Source organism: Mycobacterium sp. NGS39, from assembly GCF_059812765.1.
Map to the genome: position 1 here is coordinate 55,704 of NZ_JCALDH010000003.1, position 20,552 is coordinate 76,255.

21 protein-coding genes and 1 pseudogene are annotated in these 20,552 nt (G+C 58.6%); 17 read left to right on the forward strand and 5 right to left on the reverse strand.

The annotated features are described in order from the left end of the window. Positions 1 to 131: 131 nt before the first annotated feature. From AC5Y39_RS04890 to AC5Y39_RS04905, 4 genes are all read left to right on the forward strand, one after another. Positions 132 to 515 (forward strand): BlaI/MecI/CopY family transcriptional regulator, encoded by a 384-nt coding sequence (locus tag AC5Y39_RS04890; protein ID WP_500048169.1) that lies wholly within the window; start codon positions 132 to 134, stop codon positions 513 to 515. Beyond that, a complete protein-coding gene (locus tag AC5Y39_RS04895; RefSeq protein ID WP_500048170.1) occupies positions 512 to 1,456 on the forward strand; it encodes a M56 family metallopeptidase in 945 nt (314 codons plus the stop codon). The genes AC5Y39_RS04890 and AC5Y39_RS04895 overlap by 4 nt, the downstream gene beginning before the upstream one ends. A 20-nt stretch (positions 1,457 to 1,476) precedes the next feature. Beyond that, positions 1,477 to 2,184, forward strand: a complete 708-nt coding sequence (locus AC5Y39_RS04900; protein WP_500048171.1) for a DUF305 domain-containing protein — start codon at positions 1,477 to 1,479, stop codon at positions 2,182 to 2,184. A 130-nt stretch (positions 2,185 to 2,314) separates the two neighbouring features. Further along, positions 2,315 to 3,160, forward strand: a complete 846-nt coding sequence (locus AC5Y39_RS04905) for a polysaccharide deacetylase family protein (RefSeq protein ID WP_500048172.1) — start codon at positions 2,315 to 2,317, stop codon at positions 3,158 to 3,160. Positions 3,161 to 3,199: 39 nt separating this feature from the next. Here AC5Y39_RS04905 and AC5Y39_RS04910 read toward each other — a convergent pair. Continuing rightward, positions 3,200 to 3,811: pseudogene (locus AC5Y39_RS04910) on the reverse strand (NlpC/P60 family protein); the annotation flags it as partial. Between the two features lie 441 nt (positions 3,812 to 4,252). Here AC5Y39_RS04910 and AC5Y39_RS04915 point away from each other — a divergent pair. The 9 genes from AC5Y39_RS04915 (at position 4,253) to AC5Y39_RS04955 (ending at position 13,294) form a co-directional block, all read left to right on the forward strand. Beyond that, on the forward strand, positions 4,253 to 5,527 hold the full coding sequence (locus tag AC5Y39_RS04915; RefSeq protein ID WP_500048173.1) for a L,D-transpeptidase: 1,275 nt from the start codon (positions 4,253 to 4,255) through the stop codon (positions 5,525 to 5,527). A gap of 259 nt (positions 5,528 to 5,786) precedes the next feature. Further along, positions 5,787 to 6,677, forward strand: coding sequence for a DUF8832 domain-containing protein (locus AC5Y39_RS04920; protein ID WP_500048174.1), 891 nt, complete (start codon positions 5,787 to 5,789; stop codon positions 6,675 to 6,677). 207 nt (positions 6,678 to 6,884) lie between these two features. Then, the gene (locus AC5Y39_RS04925) at positions 6,885 to 7,877 is read left to right on the forward strand and encodes a hypothetical protein (protein WP_500048175.1); all 993 of its coding nucleotides are present in this window, start codon (positions 6,885 to 6,887) and stop codon (positions 7,875 to 7,877) included. Further along, the gene (locus AC5Y39_RS04930; RefSeq protein ID WP_500048176.1) at positions 7,874 to 9,091 is read left to right on the forward strand and encodes a permease; all 1,218 of its coding nucleotides are present in this window, start codon (positions 7,874 to 7,876) and stop codon (positions 9,089 to 9,091) included. The genes AC5Y39_RS04925 and AC5Y39_RS04930 overlap by 4 nt, the downstream gene beginning before the upstream one ends. A 311-nt stretch (positions 9,092 to 9,402) precedes the next feature. Further along, positions 9,403 to 9,654, forward strand: a complete 252-nt coding sequence (locus tag AC5Y39_RS04935) for a cupredoxin domain-containing protein (protein WP_500048177.1) — start codon at positions 9,403 to 9,405, stop codon at positions 9,652 to 9,654. A gap of 138 nt (positions 9,655 to 9,792) precedes the next feature. Beyond that, positions 9,793 to 10,194: a hypothetical protein gene (locus tag AC5Y39_RS04940; RefSeq protein ID WP_500048178.1), complete on the forward strand. Its 402-nt coding sequence runs from the start codon at positions 9,793 to 9,795 to the stop codon at positions 10,192 to 10,194. 222 nt (positions 10,195 to 10,416) lie between these two features. Next, on the forward strand, positions 10,417 to 10,824 hold the full coding sequence (gene lpqS, locus AC5Y39_RS04945) for a putative copper homeostasis (lipo)protein LpqS (RefSeq protein ID WP_500048179.1): 408 nt from the start codon (positions 10,417 to 10,419) through the stop codon (positions 10,822 to 10,824). Positions 10,825 to 10,934: 110 nt separating this feature from the next. Next, entirely contained in the window at positions 10,935 to 12,047 is a 1,113-nt protein-coding gene (locus AC5Y39_RS04950; RefSeq protein WP_500048193.1) for a PLP-dependent cysteine synthase family protein, read from the forward strand. Next, complete coding sequence (locus AC5Y39_RS04955; RefSeq protein ID WP_500048180.1) at positions 12,044 to 13,294, forward strand: MFS transporter; 1,251 nt, start codon at positions 12,044 to 12,046, stop codon at positions 13,292 to 13,294. The genes AC5Y39_RS04950 and AC5Y39_RS04955 overlap by 4 nt, the downstream gene beginning before the upstream one ends. 668 nt (positions 13,295 to 13,962) lie before the next feature. On the opposite strand, the gene AC5Y39_RS04960 is transcribed toward AC5Y39_RS04955, so the two are convergent. Next, the gene (locus AC5Y39_RS04960) at positions 13,963 to 14,433 is read right to left on the reverse strand and encodes a helix-turn-helix domain-containing protein (RefSeq protein ID WP_500048181.1); all 471 of its coding nucleotides are present in this window, start codon (positions 14,431 to 14,433) and stop codon (positions 13,963 to 13,965) included. A gap of 433 nt (positions 14,434 to 14,866) precedes the next feature. On the opposite strand from AC5Y39_RS04960, the gene AC5Y39_RS04965 reads away from it, so the two are divergent. The 4 genes from AC5Y39_RS04965 to AC5Y39_RS04980 all read left to right on the forward strand — a co-directional run bounded on the left by AC5Y39_RS04965 (position 14,867) and on the right by AC5Y39_RS04980 (position 19,027). After that, the gene (locus AC5Y39_RS04965; protein ID WP_500048182.1) at positions 14,867 to 15,361 is read left to right on the forward strand and encodes an Hsp20/alpha crystallin family protein; all 495 of its coding nucleotides are present in this window, start codon (positions 14,867 to 14,869) and stop codon (positions 15,359 to 15,361) included. Between the two features lie 64 nt (positions 15,362 to 15,425). Then, entirely contained in the window at positions 15,426 to 15,743 is a 318-nt protein-coding gene (locus AC5Y39_RS04970) for a YggT family protein (protein ID WP_500048183.1), read from the forward strand. 26 nt (positions 15,744 to 15,769) lie between these two features. Continuing rightward, complete coding sequence (locus AC5Y39_RS04975; protein ID WP_500048184.1) at positions 15,770 to 18,484, forward strand: AAA family ATPase; 2,715 nt, start codon at positions 15,770 to 15,772, stop codon at positions 18,482 to 18,484. 33 nt (positions 18,485 to 18,517) lie between these two features. Next, positions 18,518 to 19,027 carry a hypothetical protein gene (locus AC5Y39_RS04980; RefSeq protein ID WP_500048185.1) on the forward strand — a complete coding sequence of 170 codons (510 nt, stop codon included), beginning with the start codon at positions 18,518 to 18,520 and terminating at the stop codon, positions 19,025 to 19,027. Positions 19,028 to 19,040: 13 nt separating this feature from the next. Here AC5Y39_RS04980 and AC5Y39_RS04985 read toward each other — a convergent pair whose 3' ends face one another. The 3 genes from AC5Y39_RS04985 to AC5Y39_RS04995 form a co-directional block, all read right to left on the reverse strand. Then, a complete protein-coding gene (locus AC5Y39_RS04985) occupies positions 19,041 to 19,493 on the reverse strand; it encodes a helix-turn-helix domain-containing protein (protein ID WP_500048194.1) in 453 nt (150 codons plus the stop codon). 14 nt (positions 19,494 to 19,507) lie between these two features. Then, a complete protein-coding gene (locus tag AC5Y39_RS04990; RefSeq protein ID WP_500016167.1) occupies positions 19,508 to 19,816 on the reverse strand; it encodes a hypothetical protein in 309 nt (102 codons plus the stop codon). Positions 19,817 to 20,080: 264 nt separating this feature from the next. After that, positions 20,081 to 20,341, reverse strand: a complete 261-nt coding sequence (locus AC5Y39_RS04995) for a hypothetical protein (protein ID WP_500016168.1) — start codon at positions 20,339 to 20,341, stop codon at positions 20,081 to 20,083. Between the last annotated feature and the right edge of the window lie 211 nt (positions 20,342 to 20,552).

Sequence of the window (20,552 nt, forward strand, 5' to 3'; positions counted from 1 at the left end):
CTCACTGCGGCATCTGTCGAACCCGCCGGAGTCTCACATTCGATATAGCATCTACGTACATGGTCAGTACGCCATTTGGTGCGAAGCCGCGGTGAGGCCTCTTGGCAACGCCAATAGCTAGGAGGATTCCGGTGCGCGTACGAGGATTCGGGGAGCTGGAGGCGGTCATCATGGACCGCATCTGGAACCGGGATCCCGACACTTCCACATCCGTTCGGGAAGTATTCGACGAGCTCGCCGCTGAACGCGACATCGCCTACACAACGGTGATGTCCACGATGGACAACTTGCACAGCAAGGGTTGGCTCGAACGCGAGCGTGATGGAAAGGCCTACCGGTATTGGCCCACTCTGTCCCGCGAACAGCACAGCGCGCGTCTCATGCGCGAGGCATTAGACGGCGGTGGTCGGTCGGACTTGGTGCTCAGCCACTTCGTCGAACAGATTGACCGGGAAGACTCAGAGCGCCTGCGCGCAGCGCTGCGGCGGTTGGCGAGACGAAAGCGCCAACGGTGATTCTCGCTTTGGTCCTCCTGCTTTACAGCTTCACAGTGCTCGTGGCTGGCCCTCGGTTATTGCGGTGGCTGACTCGACACGGCGAAGTGCCCCGCTTCGGGATCGCCGCGTGGCTCGTGGCGATCAGCAGCGTCTTGCTGAGCTGGTTGGCGGCCATTGGTTCGGTTTTTGTTGACGTCGCACGCCACTGGCATCATCCCGACCACCTTGTGCTGTCTTGCTTGGATCGGTTGCACGGCGCGGTGACGGGTCATCACGGCTCAATAGCACAAACCGTAACGCTCGCTTTGGCAGCTGGCGTATCCGTAGCGGCGGCATCCACCGGCGTGCGGCTAGTCCGGACGCAGGCGCAGCTGCGCCTCCGGGCTCATCGGCACGCGCAAGCTGTGCGACTCGTTGGTCATCGCACCAGCGTTGAGGATGTGGTTGTTGTCGAGACTGACCTGCCCGCTGCCTACTGCGTAGCGGGTCGACCGCCCGCGATTGTGCTCACCACAGCGGCCCTCGCAAGACTAGATAGTCGTCAACTGAACGCTGTACTAGCCCACGAACGTGCCCATCTGGCTGGACACCATCCCAATCTCGTTGCTGCCCTTCGCAGTCTGGCAACAGTATTTCCAAAGCTGGAATTGATGACACAAGGCTTGGCCGAGATTTCGCGGCTATTGGAAATGTGCGCCGATGATGTGGCCGCTCGCCGGCACGGTCGTTGGGCGCTTCTGTCTGGTCTCATGGTTGTCGCTGGCGTGGCACCCGCCGAAGCTTTGGCCGCCTCGGGCATTGCCGTTCTTACGCGCGCTGAACGTCTTACCGCACCGCCGATTCGCCGCGCCCAGGCCCGGGCCTCCATGGTATTGGGGACCGCCGTCGCGTTCTTGGCGGCTGCGCCGTTCGTCATCATCGCCATAACCGTGTCGGGCGCGCTCATCTGCGGCCCGTAGGCAATGGGCCAACGAACCGGATGATCCTGACGCAACGAAAGAAGAAAGGAATGGCTGTGACCAGGAAAATGACGCTGACGATCGGCGTAGCCGCGCTGGCCGCGCTGACTACGGTGGCGGCCTGTAGCAATTCGACTAGTAATCAGGGCAGTTCGGCGACATCGAGCGCTAGCACCTCCGCAGCGGTATCCCCTGAGGCACACAACCAACAGGACGTCATGTTCGCCCAACACATGATTCCTCATCACCAGCAAGCCATCCAGATGAGCGACATCGTGCTTGGGAAGCAAGGTATCGATCCACGTGTAGCGAATCTGGCCAACCAGATTAAAGCGGCGCAAGGACCCGAGATCCAGAAAATGCAGGGCTGGTTAAGCGAGTGGGGCGTGACCACGACACCGACGATGCCAAGCATGAGCATGATGCCGCACCCAAGCGGCGCGCCGAGCCAGAGCCAGATGCCCGGAATGCCGGGGATGCCAGGCATGGGTGGCATGCCGGGGATGATGTCGGAACAGGACATGACGGCACTGCAAAACTCGCAGGGCAAGGAGGCGAGTAAGCTCTTCCTGACCCAAATGATCCAGCATCACCAGGGTGCGATCACCATGGCCCAACATGAAATCGATGCAGGCCAGTACCGGGAGGCCGTTGCATTGGCGCACTCGATCGTCAGCTCACAGCAGCAGGAGATCACGACCATGCAGGCCATCCTCGGCTCTCTTTAACCCGCAGTCGTCAATCAGTGCGTGCCCATGACGTGACATCGCGTGGCCAAAAGCGTAGAGCAAACCGTGGCTAGGTCGTCGACGGTCGGTGCGCTGGGTGAGGGGGAAAACGGCGGTGAGCCGCATATCGATGAGATGGTCGATCGGTGCGATGGCGGCTGTATTACTGACGGTGGCAGCGCTGATGATGGTGGCCGGTCGTAAGGACCGCCAGCTCAGCGCGGACAACGTCAACTGCATGCAGCACAAGTGCATTGCCCTAACATTCGACGACGGACCCACCCCATTCACCGATCGCCTGCTGCACGTTCTCGCCGCCCAGGGGGCGCGGGCAACCTTCTTCTTGATCGGCAACAAGGTCGCCCGCGATCCCGCCGCGGCCAAAAGGATTACCGATGCGGGGATGGAAGTCGGAAACCACACCTGGGAACACCCCAATATGACTACGGTCCCGCCCGCCGATATACCCAGCCAGCTGAGTAAGGCCACCGAGGTGATCAAGGCGGCGACCGGCCGAGCTCCCACCCTGTATCGGCCGGCTGGCGGGCTATCGAACGACGCTGTCCGGACAGAGGCCGGTCGTCAGGGATTGGCCGAAATCCTATGGGACGTAATTCCCTTCGACTGGATCAACGATGCCAACACCGCGGCAACGGTCTACATGTTGAAGACACAAATTAAGCCGGGTTCGGTTGTGCTGCTGCATGACACGTACTCCAGCACTGTCGATGTGGTCTATCAATTCTTGCCGGTTCTGATCTCCAACGGCTATCACATGGTTACGGTCAGCCACCTGCTCGGCCCGCGGTCTCCAGGCACGAGCTATGGCGGGCGTGAAAATGGTCCAGCGGTCAACGATATTCATGACATCCCGGCCGCCGACATACCGAGCCTGCCGCCAACCCCTTCACCTAGACCCGCGCCGAACTTGCCGATCACTGATATTCCTAACCAAAACCCCGGCGGCCCACAATAATTCGGGCTGATCTCCGTCGAGCGTATGGGTACTTTGCGGTCAATAGTCGATCAGCCGGGTGACATACGGCATCATTCCGGAGGTACGCACTGGTGAAACCTTCACTGGTACCCCCGTCTGTTGCGCTTCCAACATTTGGCCGTTCCCGAGGTACATGGTCTCGTGCTGACTTGCATTGGGCCCGTAGAAGATCAGATCACCGCGGCGCATTTGTGATGCCGGAATGTGGCGGCCGGCGTTGTACTGATCGCCCGAGTAATGTGGCAGCTTGATACCGACGCCGGCGAAGGCGTACAGCATCAGGCCGGAGCAGTCAAAGCCAACGGTGTCAGCTCCTGAGTCGATTCCGCGCGACGGCCCGGCGGCAGTGCCGCCACCCCACGAATAAGGCACGCCCACTTGTGACAGTCCACGGCGGATCACGTATTCGGCAGCTTGCCGTCCATACACACGTGGAATACGGCCGTTCGTGATGCCGGGGTCCGCTGAAGCACTCGTTCGAGGTAGGAGGCCGAGTTGAATAAGGAAGTTGCGGCCAAGATCGGCGGTTACCTGCGACGAGGTTGCCGTGATATTCAACACGGCGTTGACGATGGCGATGGGATCGCCGGGCACGTTGGCGCTTGGCATTTTCGGCAGGTTTGGATCCCATTGAGTGGCGTCACCGGCAGCGGTGGGCGCAGTAGCCAGCGCAGTGGCGACGATGGTGACCGCCACGAGTTGGCGGGCGCACCATTTCCATCGCCTCATCGGATTCTCCCTAGAATTTGGCGGCCACACGGCTACGGGGGTACCGGGTACTACACGGTGATCGTCGGCGGTGCGCCGACCATGCAACTACTGACCTACTTAGTACGTTGCAATAACGTACATCACTTCTTTCTCTCCTGAAACAGCTGTAACAGTCTCGAAGCCGTAACTTTTTTGCGCCCCGGCGTTGATTTGGTGGGAGCGTGCAGCGCTGCGCTGCTCCCCCCGAGCAGATGCAAGGTGCTCTCGTCTCTGCTCGATCGGTCGGCGTCATCAGCCGACGGCCTACTATGTTGGTACGTAGTTAGAGTCCCATCTTGCGATGGATTCCACCTATTCCCTATGGGAGACAACTTGCTACTAAGTCACCGCCTCAAGGTGTTTGCGCTGGGTGCCGCGCTCGTGAGCCTCGGATTGGCGGGGGCACTGGTCTTGGTGTGGGAGCCGCTGTGCCAGACTCCGTGCCAGCCCGGAATGCCAAACGCCGGGATCGATGGCCCACGTCCATCGGGGGCTCTGGCCGAAATACGTGTTGTACCAGGCGCAGACGCCGACGACGTCGACCCGTTGGAGCCCATTTCCGTCATGGCCATCTCTGGCCGGTTGATCGACGTGGTGATGAGAAACGAGCAGGGTGTGCGGATTGCGGGCATCATGACACCCGACAACGCCGCATGGAAGCCTGGTGTCCCCCTGGGCTATGGCCGTGTTTACACGATGGCTATTAGCGCTATGGGAACCGACGGCACGATCACCACGCGAGTGTCGAGTTTCTCCACCGTGACACCGCACAATCAGACCAAGGTCTCGCTGACGACTACTGCTGGCGCTGCGTTGCAAGCGGGTGGGACATACGGCATAGGCGCCGTCGTTGTGGCTCACTTCGATGAGCCGATACCCGATCGGGCCGCTGCTGAACGGCGACTATTTGTCAACACGCAGCCCCCAGTGGTCGGATCGTGGTATTGGCTCGACGACCAGAACGCTCACTGGCGCCCGCAGCAGTACTTCACTCCCGGGACGGTGGTCACCGCGGCAGCCAACATCTACGGGGTTCCGCTGGGTGATGGCCTCTACGGCCAAGAAGATACTTCCGTACGCTTCATGATCGGCGATGCGCACATTTCGATCGCTGATGACACCACGAAGCAAGTAAGTGTGTTTAATAACGGCGTCTTGGTCCGCACCATGCCCACATCAATGGGCATGGGCGGGAGTGAAACGATCGGTGGAAAAACGATTTCATTCTGGACTCAGCGTGGCGTGTACACGGTTATGGATAAGGCCAATCCGGTGATCATGGACTCGGCGACTTATGGTTTGCCGATTAACTCCAGGCTCGGCTACCGAGAGGCGATCAACTACGCCACCCGAATCAGTACAGATGGAATCTATCTCCATCAGCTCAACAGCACGGTGTGGGCCCAAGGCAATACCAACGTCAGCCATGGCTGCCTGAACCTCAACACCGACAACGCCAAGTGGTTCTTCGAGTTTTCGCGGCCCGGCGATATCGTCGAGGTGCGTAACACCGGAGGCGAGCCATTGCAGCTGTGGCAGAACGGTGATTGGAGCATTCCCTGGGAACAATGGCTTAAGGGCAGCGCTCTTACCTGAGCGAACCGCGGGGACGCACGCCAGATGGCGCAGCACAACGTGAATGTACGCATACCTGGTAGGCGGCCAAGGCGAGCTGGCCCCGGTCTCGTGGAATCTCGCGATTACGTGCAATGTCTTGACTTGCCACAATAAGGCGAAGGGACGCCCTATCCATGCGTTGGCGGCATCGGGTCGGGCGCGTACCGGCCCGCCCTGGCCCATACCCCTAGGGGGTATATAATTTAATGAGACACGTGAATTGACAGGAGATACGATTATGAAACGATTAGCACTGATTGCGACCCCTATAATTGTAGTTGGTCTTGCGGCAGGCGGGCTACTTTACTTCACGGACAATGGCGGTAAGACGACGATGCCCGGTATGGACCACGGCAGTATGACGTCGAGCGGCACTTCGTCGCGCTACACCAATAATTTGATGTCTGGGCAGTCCTACAAGAGCAACCAACCCACAACACTGCGCCTTGACATCGAACACCAGGGCAAAGTATTCAAAGATTTTGCAATTGATAGCACAAAGCTCATGCACTTGGTAGTGGTGCGAAAGGACCGCCATTACTTTCAACATGTCCATCCCGAATATGACCCGTCCACTGGCGTGTTCACTATGGCTAACTTCCAGTTTCCGACCGATGGCCAGTACCGATTGTATGCGAATTTTGTACCGGTAAATGCACCGAAAGATGCCATGGGTATGGACGAAGCAGAAGCGCCCTATGTCGACGTCTCCGTAGGCGATGCCGATAAGGTCCCCGACGAGCCGCTCGGCATCGATAATCTTGCTAGCATTCAGGGCGGGCTTACTGCGACCATCACGGCCGCGCCGGCCAATGATGGGCCGAACTACGCGAAACAGCACCCTACCTTTTATGCACGACAAGATGAGACGATTTATGTAGAGCTAACCAAAGACGGCGCGCCATTCAAGAACTTGCAACCCTATCTTGGCAATTTGGGCCATATGGTGATCTTAGGGCCGGATCTAGACTTTATTCATGCCCACCCGATGTCGAATGATTCGAGCAATCAGAGTGGCTATATCCCGTTTATGGTGACATTCCCGGAAAGCGGCCAGTACAAGCTATATCTTCAAACCCAAGCGAATAGCACTGTCAGTACTTTCGATTTTACTGTCACTGTTAAATGAAATGAAGAAGCCGCTCACAACATCCTTCCTGACGCGCTCGGACACCCTTTCTATATACCCCCTGGGGGTATATAGAGGTACTGCAACGGCGATCAACCTCCTGACCGCAGACCTCAAGGAGAGGTTCCTATGAGCGCTACAAGGGATGACGCGCCGGTCGGCGCCGCGACAACCGGCCCGGATAGCACTTGCCGCGAGGATGCCGCTATGGCTGCGGTCGGTGTATGGATCGTGGCAGCGGTTCACCTGGATGGTCGCGCACACTTCGAGGAGTTGCCAGACTCGTTCTTTACCTGGTGGCACCTCTTGATGTACTTGGGGTTGGCTGTTGCCATTGCGTTGCTTGTGATGATGGGTGAACGCCGCCGCGAATCCGGTCAGTCAATCGTGTCGGCGGTGCTGCGGCAACCGCGCGGATACGGCTATTCACTGGTCGGGGCGGTGGTGTTTTTCCTCGGGGGTGTCGGGGACCTCCTGTGGCACAGCGTTTTCGGCGTTGAAGCGGGGCTCGACGCACTGCTGAGTCCGACACATCTGGTGTTGTTCTGCGGCGCCGTGCTGCTCTTCAGTGGCCCCATCGTTGCTGCGACCGCCAAGACCGGGCGACGAGACGTGTGGCCGTTGCCCGCGCTTCTCAGCATCGGCGCCATCGCCGGCGTGACAGGATTCGCTTTAAACTACGTCTCTGGATTCACCACCGACGCGCCCCTGAGGCGGGTGGAGCGGTTCCCCGAGGGAACTCCGGAGCACTACGCAACCGAAATTCCGGCCGTCGCTGGTCTGGCCGCCCTTGTTCTTACAAGCTTCCTCTTGGTTGTACCGCTGGTATTTCTAGTCGTGCGTCGCCGTGTGCCATTCGGCACCGGAATGGTAGGTGTCACCGCACTAGCGCTGCTCGCTCAGACGGTGCACAACTTCGACCGCCCGTGGATCATGGCGGCAGCCGCAGTGGGTGGTTTCTTCGTCGATGTTGTCATCGTGGTCGCGTACCGACGTATGTCGCGGTCGGCACTCGCAGTCACAATCGCCGTGATCGTCCCGCTGGTGGTGTGGTCGGCGCAGCTTATGGCTCTCGAATTTACTGATGGCGTGCGCTGGTCACCGGAGCTGACTGCCGGATCGGTGCTGCTATCGGCCTTGATATCGGCAATTGTCGTCGTCGGCACAAGCCTTCCGAACCAGAAGGAGTTGGCACTGTGAATGCGATCTGGCACGCCCTGGCCGTTGCGGGGTCAATGGCCTGGGAGATCCTGTGGGCGTTGATTCTCGGATTCGCCCTCTCTGCCGTGGTCCAGGCGGTGGTGCGTAAGTCGACGATCGTACGACTGCTCGGCGATGATCGACCTAGAACACTCGCTGTAGCGGCAGGTCTGGGCGCAGCATCTTCGTCATGCTCCTATGCTGCTGTTGCCTTGGCGCGCTCGCTGTTTCGCAAAGGGGCCAACTTCACAGCGGCGATGGCCTTCGAGATCGCCTCCACCAACCTGGTGATCGAACTTGGCATAATCCTCGCGCTGCTAATGGGCTGGCAATTCACCGCAGCCGAATTTGTCGGCGGCCCAATCATGATCGTGCTGCTGGCTGTGCTATTCCGAATCTTTGTGCGTTCGAGGCTAATCGACGCTGCGCGTCATCAGGCCGAACGCGGCATCGCCGGATCGATGGAAGGCCATGCCGCCATGGACATGGCCGTCGCGACCGAGGGACCGTTTCTGCGACGACTGTTGTCCGGGAATGGATTTACCGCCGTCTCGCACGTCTACGTGATGGAATGGGCCGCCATCCTGCGGGATGTCATCGTCGGCCTGCTCATCGCCGGTGCTGTGGCTGCCTGGGTGCCGAATTCCTTCTGGCAGAGCTTCTTCCTGACAGATCATCCAACCTTGTCGGCGGTATGGGGGCCCATCGTCGGCCCCGCCGTGTCGATCGTCTCGTTCGTCTGCTCGATCGGCAACGTGCCACTCGCGGCGGTGTTGTGGAACGGCGGCATTAGCTTCGGCGGTGTTGTCTCCTTCATTTTTGCCGATCTACTGATACTGCCAATTCTCAATATCTACCGGAAGTATTACGGCGCCAAGATGACGCTGGTCCTGTTCGGCACGTTCTATGCGGCCATGGTGGGCGCGGGATATCTGGTTGAAATCATCTTCGGCGCCGCTCGCCTGATCCCGGCGCACCGCAGTGCGATGGTGATGGAACAGGGCATCACTTGGAACTACACCACGTGGCTCAACATCGCGTTTCTGATCCTCACGGCGATACTGCTGATCCGATTCATCCGTACAGGAGGCATTCCGATGCTGCGGATGATGGGTGGCTCGCCCGACATGAACCATGATGGTCACGGGCATCACCATCACACGCCCGGCCATGGAAGTCATGAACCGCACGACCCCCGTCAGCACCGTCATTAAACGGAATGAGACCTCTCGGGTAGTCAAATGGATTCTCGCACGCGGCAGCGCAACGCAGAACTGCTTGCAACCCGATGCCTCTACTAATGTGCCCAGTAGGAGGGCGACTGTCGGCTGCGGTTGCACCGCGTAAGAATTGAGGAGAAGTCATGTCGAAACATCGTCGATTGCGGTGGGCGTGGGCCTTCTTATCCCTCGTTGCCCTGGCCGTCGCCGCATGCGGTTGGGGGAATGATCATGAGTCATCTGCGGCGAATGGATCATCGGCCGTTGGTACATTACCCGCAACGGCGAGTACTCGGCCCGGCGCGGTGACGATCACGATCGAAAACTTCGGGTATCAAGTCCCAGGGACGCTGCCACCTGGTGCCGAAGTCACCGTCTTCAATAGGGATTCAACCGAACACACGATCACGTCCGATGCGGACGGCGACTTCAACATCGAGGTAGCGGGCAATTCGCGTGCAACCTTTACCGCACCGCAACAGTCGGGAGCTTATCCGTTCCATTGCGCCTACCACCCAACGATGACAGGCCAGCTGGTTGTTACCCATCAGGACTAGTCGTCAGGCAGTCCCGGCCGGATCGAGCTCCACCATTACAGAGCGCCTAACTCCCTAGAGGAAGGCCATCATCAGCACGACGTCAGAAGGTAAATCGTGGTCCATTCAGTGAAGAGGCATTCGAGGCGCTACTGGGGCATGTGGTTCTTTGCGATAGCGGCGTTGATAGCGATAGCCGTGGGCGTAATCGTTATTGTCACAGGCACTTCTGGCAGCGGCGAATCGAAACAACAAGCGGCGCGGGACCATTGCAAATCCGAGGTCTTCCGCAAGCTGGCCTCACCGTCAACCGCAAGCTTGTCGAGCGTCAAGGCGCAAGCCAGCAATTTGGATGCCGACAGCCGTGATCTGTTCCCGCTGAAGCTTGACGAACCCCTCAAAGGGGTTCCTATGTCTCAAATCTCGGTATGGGAAGTTTCCGGTGTTGTAGATGCGCGCAATGAGGTTGGTACTACGATCCATGACCGCTTCACATGCCGCGCTTATTTCGTCGACGGCAATGTGGCTGACACGCTTGTTTTGTTTGATCATGACCACTAGGTCCAGCCGGGCGTGCGGCGATGGCAATGACCCTCTTCGCTGTGGACGTCCAGCGCCCCGAGATCGACGCGATGAAGGGCCTCCGCGGGCCGCTGTAAAGCGGACGCGACCGATCGTGCGCCTGATGCGATACCACAGCGATTCCAGGTCAATAACGGGATCGCTTCGATCGAATGAGCACCGCTCGATCAGCCGTCGCGTTGTTACAGTCGAGGTGTCGTGATGTCTCAGACCGCTCGATCAGGTTCGGCTGGCGCAATCCTTGCGCTGGCCGCCGCGGCGTGGCTACTGATCGTCACCGCTGAGTTCGCAAGTCTGTGGTCAGAACCGGCGATGCCTCACCACCCGCACGCGCTTTCACTCTCGCCGAACGACGGCTCCGCCGTTGTCACGGCACACGACCACATCGAAAACGATGCTGCGCCGGCGGCTCCTCGGGCCTTCACTGCCGCAATCATCCCACGAACGGTGACCGCGTTGGTCGCGTTGTTCCTCGTCGCCCCGCTGGCCATGTGCGCCACGTCGCTTTCACAAATTCTGTCGCCTGTCATGCGAGGACCGCCCGGCGACATGCTGGTACCTCTTACAGGGCGAAGGCTGCTCAGCCAGTTCTGTATCGCTCGTCACTGACAGGACAGCGGCAAGCAGGTCGTGTCTCAACACAACCTGCTGGTGGCTGTTGTCCAAGTCAATCTGCCGTGCGCATAAACTGTGCGGCTTCAATGCAAAGCGATGAATTAATGGATCATGTCTTGTACCCGCACGCTTCAGAAGTCCACCGCGTTAACCGATGTGTTCCTGGCCGCTCTCGCCGCCCAGGTGCGATGGTGGGACACACTCCCGTCCTCTGGATTTCGGAGCCCTTTGCCTCGGACGGCCACGGTTTCTGGGCCAAGTTGGAAGGGTTCAACCCAGGCGGCATGAAGGACCGTCCAGCGATGCACATGGTGGAGCGTGGACGAGCCCGCGGTGACTTACGGCCCGGCGCACGCATCATCGAATCCACCAGCGGCACACTGGGCTTGGGCCTCGCGTTAGCCGCGACGGTGTACCGTCACCCGCTCACCCTGGTCACTGACCCCGGCATGGAGCCGATGATGCGGCACATGCTAGCCGCGTACGGTGCCGAAGTAGATCTCGTCCGCGAACCGCATCCTCGCGGAGGATGGCAACAAGCGCGCCGCGATCGTGTTGCCGAGTTGCTAGCCAGTGATCCGCAAGCGTGGTATCCCGACCAGTACAACAATCCCGACAACGTCGACGCTTATGAACCGCTTGGTCGCGAGCTGATCGCTCAACTCGGCAGCGTCGATGTGCTGGTGTGCTCGGTGGGCACTGGTGGCCACTCTGCAGGCATCGCCAGAGTGGTTCGGAAGGCCAATCCACAAATGAGACTGATCGGCGTTGACACCGTGGGCTCCACGATCTTCGGGCAACCTGCATCACCGCGCCTGATGCGCGGGCTTGGATCAAGCATCTATCCCGGCAATGTGGACTATGCCGCTTTCGATGAGGCGCACTGGGTTGCGCCAGAGGAAGCGGTGTGGGCCTGCCGGACTTTGGCTGCGACACACTACTCGAGTGGTGGGTGGAGCGTCGGCGCAGTGGCGTTGGTTGCGGGATGGGCCGCTCGCACCCAATCGCGAGGCGCGACGGTCGCAGCCGTGTTTCCTGACGGGCCGCAGCGCTATTTCGACACGATCTATAACGACGATTACTGCCGCGCGCACGGCCTTTTGGACCACGAGCCGCCTCGCGAGCCTGCCGTCATAACGCACCCAAGGGAGCAGGTGGTGCGGTCATGGACGCGTTGTGAAGTCGTGCTCAATCCGAAGCAGATGGTGCGCCGATGAATTTGCTTCGCCAGTTCCGCAGCTTCGACGCAGCGAGTCGACTGCTGATGATCAATCAGTTCGGCATCAACCTCGGCTTCTACATGCTCATGCCATATCTGGCTGGTTATCTGGCCGGCCCACTCGGCCTTGCCGCATGGGCCGTGGGACTTGTTCTCGGTCTACGGAACTTCTCACAGCAGGGCATGTTCATTGTCGGCGGCACTCTCGCTGATCGCCTCGGCTACAAGCGACTGATTGTGGCGGGGTGCCTGTTGCGCACCGGGGGTTTCGCTCTGATGGCCCTCGCCGAATCGCTACCAGTTCTGCTCGTTGCATCCGCAGCAACAGGTTTCGCGGGTGCGCTGTTCAATCCAGCGGTCCGCGCCTATTTGGCCGCCGATGCCGGTAGCCGGCGCGTGGAAGCATTCGCGATGTTCAACATTTTCTATCAGGGAGGCATTCTGCTCGGTCCGCTGGCCGGACTCGCGTTGATGAACTTCGACTTTCGCGCCACCGCTCTGGGTGCCGCCGTGGTCTTCGCGATACTGACCGTCGCGCAGATCCTGGGGCTTCCCGCCCGTGTCACCACCTCCGTCGGCGAGCGGACGGCGATTATGCATGACTGGCGGCAGATCCTCGCTCACCGACCGTTTCTCTGGTTCGCCGCCGCAATGATCGGTTCTTACGTTCTATCGTTTCAGGTTTACCTGGCACTTCCACTGCAGGCGCGGATGTTGATTCCAGAATCTTGGTTGATTACAGCGATTTTCATGATTAGCGGTGTCGTCGCGGTAGCAGGACAACTGCACATCGCCCGTTGGTTCGCGAAGCGGTGGGGATCAGGCCGCAGCCTCGTGATCGGCATGGCCATCCTTGCATCATCCTTCACGCCCCTTGCACTTGTTCCAAACAGTCAGCGGTTCGGCTCGATCCCCGCGATCACCGCGCTACTGGTGTGTGCGGCATTACTCGCAGTCGGTTCTGTCGCCGTGTTTCCATTCGAGATGGATACCGTAATGTCGCTATCCGAGGAACGCTTAGCGGCAACCTATTACGGCTTTTACAGCACGATCGTCGGTGTTGGCATTCTCCTCGGTAACCTCGTTACAGGAGCGGTCATGGAGGCGGCGCAAAGAATTGATGTGGGCGAGCTCGTCTGGATAGGATTAATTGCGATTGGCGTTATTTCGGGATTGGCGTTATATCGACTAGACCGGGGCGGCCACTTGCGTGCCTCAAAAAGTGGAAGTGCGCTGACCGTATGAAGTTGGTATTGGCGCCGACTACAAGAGGTCACTAAAGTTTAATGACTGACTGAGGCGAAGTATGGTTGTCGACTTAGAGCCTTGGAAGGTCTACCTCGCGCGCAATCTGCTCGACTACTTCATGAACGGCCCTACTGCCGAGAGCCCAACATTCACCATCGTCTAATATTCCCCGGCATTCCATTACCCGCTTACAGAAAATCTCGCCCGCTCGCTTATTGATCAGGTCTTCGTGTGTACGATCACGCTTTTGCGGATCGATCGCTCTAGCTAGTTGAGCAAATGCCGATTCTGCTGGGATTTGCCACGTTCCTGTCGCAACGCTTCTGTGGTCATCAGGATCTTCGGTGTACCACACCCCGACAACGTCGATGGTCTCGCCGCTCCTCACATCATCGACCACAAGATCAAAATTGTCGGATGTAATGCGACAACCACCGTCGCTTCTTTCTGTGGGACAAAGCGGATAAGGGGGTACATAAGGCTCCGCGTTTCTAAGCATATATCTGTATATTGCAGCAACGCGACGGAAGCTTCAGTGAAAATTCTTACTGATTCAGCAATCCGTTAAGTAGCCAGACCACACTGGCGTTTTAATAACCGGATGTCTACTTATCAACCCATGCGAACGTGCGCTCGACGCACAAACGAGCCGCCTGCCCGATGCGTTAATCGGGCTTTTTCTTTTCCCGCCCATGAGTATCGCGCATCTTGACTCCCCACTTACGAAGTTGGCGCCAGACCGTTCCGTGATCTACCCCAAGATGCACGCCTATCTGCGCTAGTGACTGCCCTGCTTCGTACAGATCGGCGGCTTCGTTGATCTGGTCGTCGGTCAGGGGTTGGTTGCGTATGAGAACACCGGCATCCCGGAGCAGTCGGAGGACACTGCCCTTGCTGATCCCGAAGGCTGCCGCCAACGTAGTCGATGGCTCGCCTGCCGCATAGCGCTGGATGATCTGAGCGACAGTGTCCGCTTTTAGCCGTTGGCTCAGCTTGAACGGCTGGGTTGGAGCAGATTGCGGCCATGGTGATGGTATGTAGAAGTCGCCGTTATCGCTTCTGACCAGCGATTTTGTTAAAATATGGACGGATCTCTGGAACGCATCAAGTTTTGAGTAACGTCTCAGCAGTTCCACCAATTCGATACCTTAAGGTTCTTACTCGAACCATTCCAGAGAGGTCGAGATAGCAATATCTGGGCCTTTTTGTGTTGTATCGATACATGAGATTACTTGTGCCGATCTTGAACCCGCAACCCTTGTTGGAGACTCAAGTCTCGTCCAGTGGCCCTGTAATTGAAATTACAACATTAGCACTCTTGACACTAGAGTGCTAGTTTTGCTATATAAAAATTAGGTAGATGTGTGAGTCCATTGGCTTCGCATCTACCACCGCAAAGATGCGGTGACTTGTATTAATCATTTAATTCACAACCGTTACTCCGCATGGTACGAGGGGTTGCCATCTGGAGTTAGGAGACGCACTGTTAGCCGAATCCCTATGGCAGCGTCACTCCATGTATAGCAGCTTCCAATGTGCCGTGCGCAGCACGGAGAAAGGAGGTGAGCTATGAAAAGTTTAGCTTTGCGTAGTCCCGCGTTGGGGCTTAGCAATCGCCTATTTGATAATTTCTTTGATGATTTCTTTGATAGCGTTCGTTGGCCGAGCGCAGTAGTTCGCCAGCCTTTGACCGACATTTCCTACAGCGATGACGGCAAGACGATGCGCATCGATATGGAAGTGCCGGGTTACCAACCGGACGATATCCAGATGTCCGTTGAAAACGGCGTTCTGGAGATCAGCGGCGAACGCAACGAAAAAGAAGAACACAAAGACAAGGACCGCAGCTATATGGTCCGCGAAATGAGCCGTAGCTTTGCGCGGCGCGTCGTTCTGCCTGAGGGCAGCAACAGCGACAGCATCGCGGCCGAACTGGACAACGGCATCTTGAAGGTCACCGTGCCGATGGCCGAAAAGCACGCGGCGAAGCGGATTCCTATCGCTGCGAAGAAAGGGAAGGCCAAGCTGGCTTCACTTACCGAAGCTAAGCCGGAAGATAAGTAGATTTCTGGCGACCCGGCACTGGCCATAGCAGCCCGTGCCGGGGTCGCTTCAAGGAGTTACGTCCATGAAGATGACACTTATCCTATCCAGTTTCATCAACTTCCTGTTCGGCCTCATCGAAGGGCTACTAATGGTAAGGGTGGTCTTAAAACTATTCGGTGCGAATGCGGCTGCGCCGTTTGTCCATTGGGCCTACGGTGTTACCGCGCCGCTACTGGCTCCTTTTCAGGGCGCGTTTCCGGCGCCAGTTCTCGACGGCGTATGTGTGATCGAATTTACAGCGTTGTTCGCCATTCTGGTCTACGCTTTAGGAGCGAATCTGCTACAGGAGTTAGTGGCATACACCGACGCCTGGAGCACCCGCAGAGTGGTGCACAAATAATCAGCTAAAGCGAAAGGAGGTGAGCTATGGCTAACGGCATTTGCGACATTTGTCAGCGTCGTCCTGCAACGCATACCATTACCGCGACGACCAGTCGAAACGGAAACCAACAGGTAATTGAGGTATGCGACCAGGACTATGCTCGCGTGCGCGGTCGCCAGACTCACTCTCCTTTCGATTCGCTGTTTGGCAGCAGCAGCCTGCTCGACATGTTTGATGACCTCCCAAGCGATTTCGGACGACTCAGTTCCGATATGGGCTATCCGATTCCTCGGGACCGCGAGGCGACAAACCTCGAGAAATATTTGTCCGAACACGCTAAGGAGATCATCCAACAAGCCGCTGAAACGACGGTCAAATTCGGTCGGCGTGAAGTCGACACCGAGCATTTGCTCTATGCCCTCGCCGACAGCGATGTCACGGCGGAAATTTTGAAACAGTTCAAGTTGAAACAAGCTGACCTGAAGGGCTACATCGAGGCCAATGCGCCTAAGGGTGACGAGAAGGAGCCCGAAGAAGGCCAGGTGGAAGTCACCGTGTCGCCAAGGGTCAAGGCGGTGCTGGAAAGCGCGTTTCAAGTTGCCCGCGAACTGGGCCATGGCTACATCGGACCCGAACATCTGTTGATCGCGCTGGCCGAAGAGGACGAAGGTATGGCCAGCGAAGTCCTGAGGAAGTATGGCCTGACACCGCAGGCGCTTCGGCAAAAAACCGTCAAAGTCGTCGGCAAAGGCGCCGAGGAAGGCCGCGTCGATACGAAGACCAATACGCCGCAGCTGGACAAGTTCTCACGCGATCTCTCCAAGCTGGCCCGTGAGGGCAAGCTTGATCCGGTCATCGGCCGTGCCGACGAGATTGAAACGACGATCGAGATACTCGCGCGGCGCACCAAGAACAATCCGGTACTGATCGGCGAGCCTGGCGTCGGCAAGACGGCGATTGTCGAGGGCTTGGCGCAGCGCATCGACCGCGGCAAGGTGCCGGAGGTCCTGAAAGATAAGCGCGTCGTGGAACTGAACCTCAACGCGCTGGTCGCGGGCAGCAAGTACCGCGGCGAGTTCGAGGAGCGCGTCAAAGCGGTCGTCGATGAGATCGTCGAACACAACGACGAGCTGGTCGTATTCGTCGACGAGCTGCACACCATCGTCGGTGCCGGCCAGGGTGGCGGCGAAGGCGGCCTGGACGTATCGAACGTCCTAAAGCCTGCCCTCGCCCGCGGCGAATTGCACCTTGTCGGCGCGACGACGCTGAACGAATACCAGAAATATATTGAGAAGGACGCCGCGCTGGAGCGCCGCTTCCAACCAGTGTTTGTGCCCGAGCCGACCGTCGAGCAGACGATCGAGATCCTTCGCGGCCTGCGCGACAAGTACGAAGCGCACCACAAAATCAGGATCACCGACGAGGCGATCGTCGCGGCAGCCACATTATCCGACCGCTATATCTCCGGCCGGTTCCTGCCTGACAAGGCGATCGACCTGATCGACCAGGCGGCGTCGCGTGTCCGTATCGGCGCCGACACGTTCACGTCTGACATCAAGGAAAAAGAGGACGAGATAGCGCGGCTGAAACGCGAGCAGGAGTACGCGTCCAGCCACAAGCAGTACGAGGACGCCAAGAAACTTGACCGTCAGGTCAAGGACAAGACGGACGAGAAAGACAAGCTGACGGATGAGTGGCGACGCAAGAAAGGCGTGACGTCGCGCGAAGTGCTCGCCGAGCATATCGCACAGATTGTCGGCGCCATCACCGGTATTCCGGTAACTGAGCTGACGCAGGAAGAAAAAGACAAGCTGCTCAAGATGGAAGAGCGGCTGCATGAGCGCGTCATCGGACAGGACGAGGCTATTACTGCCGTTTCCAACGCGATCAGGCTCAACCGTGCCGGGTTGAGCGAGGGCAACAAGCCGATCGCGACGTTCCTGTTCCTTGGCCCTACGGGTGTCGGCAAGACGGAGCTGGCAAAAGCGTTGGCCTGGGTCGTCTTTGGTGATGAAGACGCCGTGACGCGTATCGACATGAGTGAATACATGGAGCGCCACAGCGTCGCGCGGCTCATCGGCTCGCCACCGGGGTATGTCGGCTATGACGAGGGTGGCCAGCTGACCGAACGCGTCCGCCGCCGGCCGTACACCGTGCTGCTACTCGACGAGATCGAGAAGGCGCATCCTGATGTCCACAATGTCCTGCTGCAGGTCTTCGACGACGGCCGTCTGACAGATGGCAAAGGCCGGGTCGTCGACTTCACCAACACGATCATCATCGCGACCTCCAACGTCGGCGCGGCCATTATCAGCCAGGACCTCGCGGTCAAGAAGTGGCAGCGCGAACCGCATGCCGATGTGAAGAACGATGTGCTGCAGGAACTTCGCAATCACTTCCGCCCAGAGTTCCTCAACCGGCTGGACGAAATCATCGTCTTCGAGCCGCTGAATAAGGAGCAGATCAAAGACATCGTCAAGCTGCAGCTGGAACGCGTCAAACGGACTGCCCGCGCCCAGCACATCGAACTTGAATTTGACGATGCTGCGGTCGAACATCTTGCCGAGATCGGCTATCAGCCGGAATACGGCGCACGCGAGCTGAAGCGCCGCATCAAGACAGAAGTTGAGAACCGCCTGGCGACCGAGATACTGAGCGGCAAGGTCAGCGAGGGCTCGCGCATATTGGCTACCCACACCAGTAAGCAAGGCATCCAGTTAGTCCGACCGAATGCCAAGCATTCGTCTAAAGCGGCCTGACCGCAAGCAATTGAGATAGGAGGGAGGTGGTCTATGACAAATGCAACACTTCATTCTGACCGTACGTTGCCCTACCCGGCAGCGATAGGCGCAGGCAAGACGGAATCGAGCACTCTACCGTCGGCAGGGCGCCATAACCGAGAACTATTCCGACTACGGGCTTCTCGACTGGCCGACCTGTTCCCGGACGAGCTGGTGATTCAAGAGAAGACGATATCGGTCATCTGCAACCAGTTCCTCGTGTCGTATGTCGAGACACTTCCCGTACGCGACATTGGCAGGGTCGTCTATGTGGACACTGTCTTCTTCGGAGGCCTCCGCATCATCGGTAAGAACACTCAGCACGAGCTGAAAATAAGAGGCTTGAACAAACAGCAGGCGATCAAGGCAAAGGAGATCATCGAAGGCCTGCTCCTTGAGGACTCCGGCGTTGTCGACGTCCCTCACTGGGTAGAGGCGGATCGCCGCCGCGACATGCTCGCCGAGGCTGGCCGCGCTCCCGAGAATCAAAACGATCTCCATGATCGTGCGCATGACAATTGAGCAGGGGCAGAGGCTATCGCTCCCGTCCGTGTGAGTCGCGCATCTTCACGCCACGCTTGCGCAGCTGGCGCCAGACGGTGCCGTGGTCGACGCCAAAGTGCGCACCGATCTGGGCCAACGAACGACCGGAGGCGTAGAGATGAGCAGCCAGAGCGATCTGATCATCGGTGAGGCCTTGCTTGCGAATCGGCACGCCAGCATCGCGAAGGAGCCGGATGACACTGCCCTTGCTGATGTTGAAGGTGGTGGCGATGGCGGTTGAGGGTTCGCCTGCTTTATAGCGGGCGATGATTTGGGCTATGACGTCCGGTTTGAGCCGCTGGGAGAGCTTGAACGGCTCGGGTGGATCAGTCCCAATACGAGGTGTGCTCGGCGCCTGAACGAGCCCGTCAGGGGTGAGTACGCCAGATTCACGCAGCATATGAACTGTTTTTGACGGACTGTCAAGGTTCGAGTAACGCCGCATCAGCTCCACTCAGTTCAGTTCTCGGCCCTGCGGCCCGCCTCACCGCCGATGAACAGACCACCGATGATGCTGACGATGCCCAAAGCGGTGAACCCGAGCGCGCTCGCCTGCCAGACACGACCGATGTCGTCGCACCGGGTCGCCAGGTCGTCGCTTGCCGAGAGCTCACTGCCAGTCGCTGTGGCCACCTCTGCAGCCTGCGGCTGATAGGCGATGCCGCACGATTTTGCTGAGCCATTCTCGGTGACCGTCAATTGATGGGAGCCGACGCCTACTCCAACCGCGAGTAGCGCGACGCCCAATACGAGAAACAGCGCTTTCACTGCGTCTCCAACTGTTCCGATTCGTGCCCCGGTTGTTTTCTCATGAGGATCGTCTCACCACTTCCGTCATCGCACTCGGATTTGCTCTTAGGTGAACGGTGCCAGCGGCGCACCGGTTCGTCAGTCGACCGATCGACCTATGCGATGGAGTACATGCGGATCGTCCGATTGGGGGACCCGGGCAATTAAAGCTGCTGCTGCGATTTCGGCGCGTTTTCAACGGTGAGCGTCACTACGCTGAGCGTCGTTTCGCGCGCCGAAATCCTAGAACGACGTCGGCTGTTCGATGAAGGTGAACAGTGCCCAGCCCATGCAGATCAGCAAGTTCATTGCGACGGCGACGAGCGCCAGGAACATCAGGCATCGCGCACAGAAACGACGGCGGCGTTGGTTGTGCGCGTGGCGTTCCTCGCGGATCAGGTGCCTGGCTGCGAGCGCGAAATTGACATCGACGAATTCGTCGGTGCTGACGGCCGCGCCGGCCGCGATCTGGCGGAGCCGCGCGGCAGGGATCTCGACGCCCACGCCGGCGAAACTTCGACTCAGGCGGTACGCCTGCCAACGGCCCAAGTCGTGATCCGTCATGGCCACACGACGCGGGCGGTTGGTCCATTCCTCTTGGTTCGACGGGGTGGTCATCTCCCAGATTGTGCGACAGCGCAGCGCCCAATGTTGCGAATTCACAAGGATTTTCCACTGCATGCGAACGCCCGCTCGTCCGCCGCGCACACCGTGC

Excerpts from the sequence above, each read along its gene's own strand:
- AC5Y39_RS04900 (WP_500048171.1), top strand. The coding sequence starts at position 1,477 with ATGATCCTGACGCAACGAAAGAAGAAAGGAATGGCTGTGACCAGGAAA.
- AC5Y39_RS04905 (WP_500048172.1), top strand. The coding sequence starts at position 2,315 with ATGAGATGGTCGATCGGTGCGATGGCGGCTGTATTACTGACGGTGGCA.
- AC5Y39_RS04915 (WP_500048173.1), top strand. The coding sequence starts at position 4,253 with ATGGGAGACAACTTGCTACTAAGTCACCGCCTCAAGGTGTTTGCGCTG.
- AC5Y39_RS04920 (WP_500048174.1), top strand. The coding sequence starts at position 5,787 with ATGAAACGATTAGCACTGATTGCGACCCCTATAATTGTAGTTGGTCTT.
- AC5Y39_RS04925 (WP_500048175.1), top strand. The coding sequence starts at position 6,885 with ATGGCTGCGGTCGGTGTATGGATCGTGGCAGCGGTTCACCTGGATGGT.
- AC5Y39_RS04940 (WP_500048178.1), top strand. The coding sequence starts at position 9,793 with ATGTGGTTCTTTGCGATAGCGGCGTTGATAGCGATAGCCGTGGGCGTA.
- lpqS (WP_500048179.1), top strand. The coding sequence starts at position 10,417 with ATGTCTCAGACCGCTCGATCAGGTTCGGCTGGCGCAATCCTTGCGCTG.
- AC5Y39_RS04950 (WP_500048193.1), top strand. The coding sequence starts at position 10,935 with ATGGATCATGTCTTGTACCCGCACGCTTCAGAAGTCCACCGCGTTAAC.
- AC5Y39_RS04955 (WP_500048180.1), top strand. The coding sequence starts at position 12,044 with ATGAATTTGCTTCGCCAGTTCCGCAGCTTCGACGCAGCGAGTCGACTG.
- AC5Y39_RS04965 (WP_500048182.1), top strand. The coding sequence starts at position 14,867 with ATGAAAAGTTTAGCTTTGCGTAGTCCCGCGTTGGGGCTTAGCAATCGC.
- AC5Y39_RS04970 (WP_500048183.1), top strand. The coding sequence starts at position 15,426 with ATGAAGATGACACTTATCCTATCCAGTTTCATCAACTTCCTGTTCGGC.
- AC5Y39_RS04975 (WP_500048184.1), top strand. The coding sequence starts at position 15,770 with ATGGCTAACGGCATTTGCGACATTTGTCAGCGTCGTCCTGCAACGCAT.
- AC5Y39_RS04980 (WP_500048185.1), top strand. The coding sequence starts at position 18,518 with ATGACAAATGCAACACTTCATTCTGACCGTACGTTGCCCTACCCGGCA.
- AC5Y39_RS04985 (WP_500048194.1), bottom strand. The coding sequence starts at position 19,493 with ATGCGGCGTTACTCGAACCTTGACAGTCCGTCAAAAACAGTTCATATG.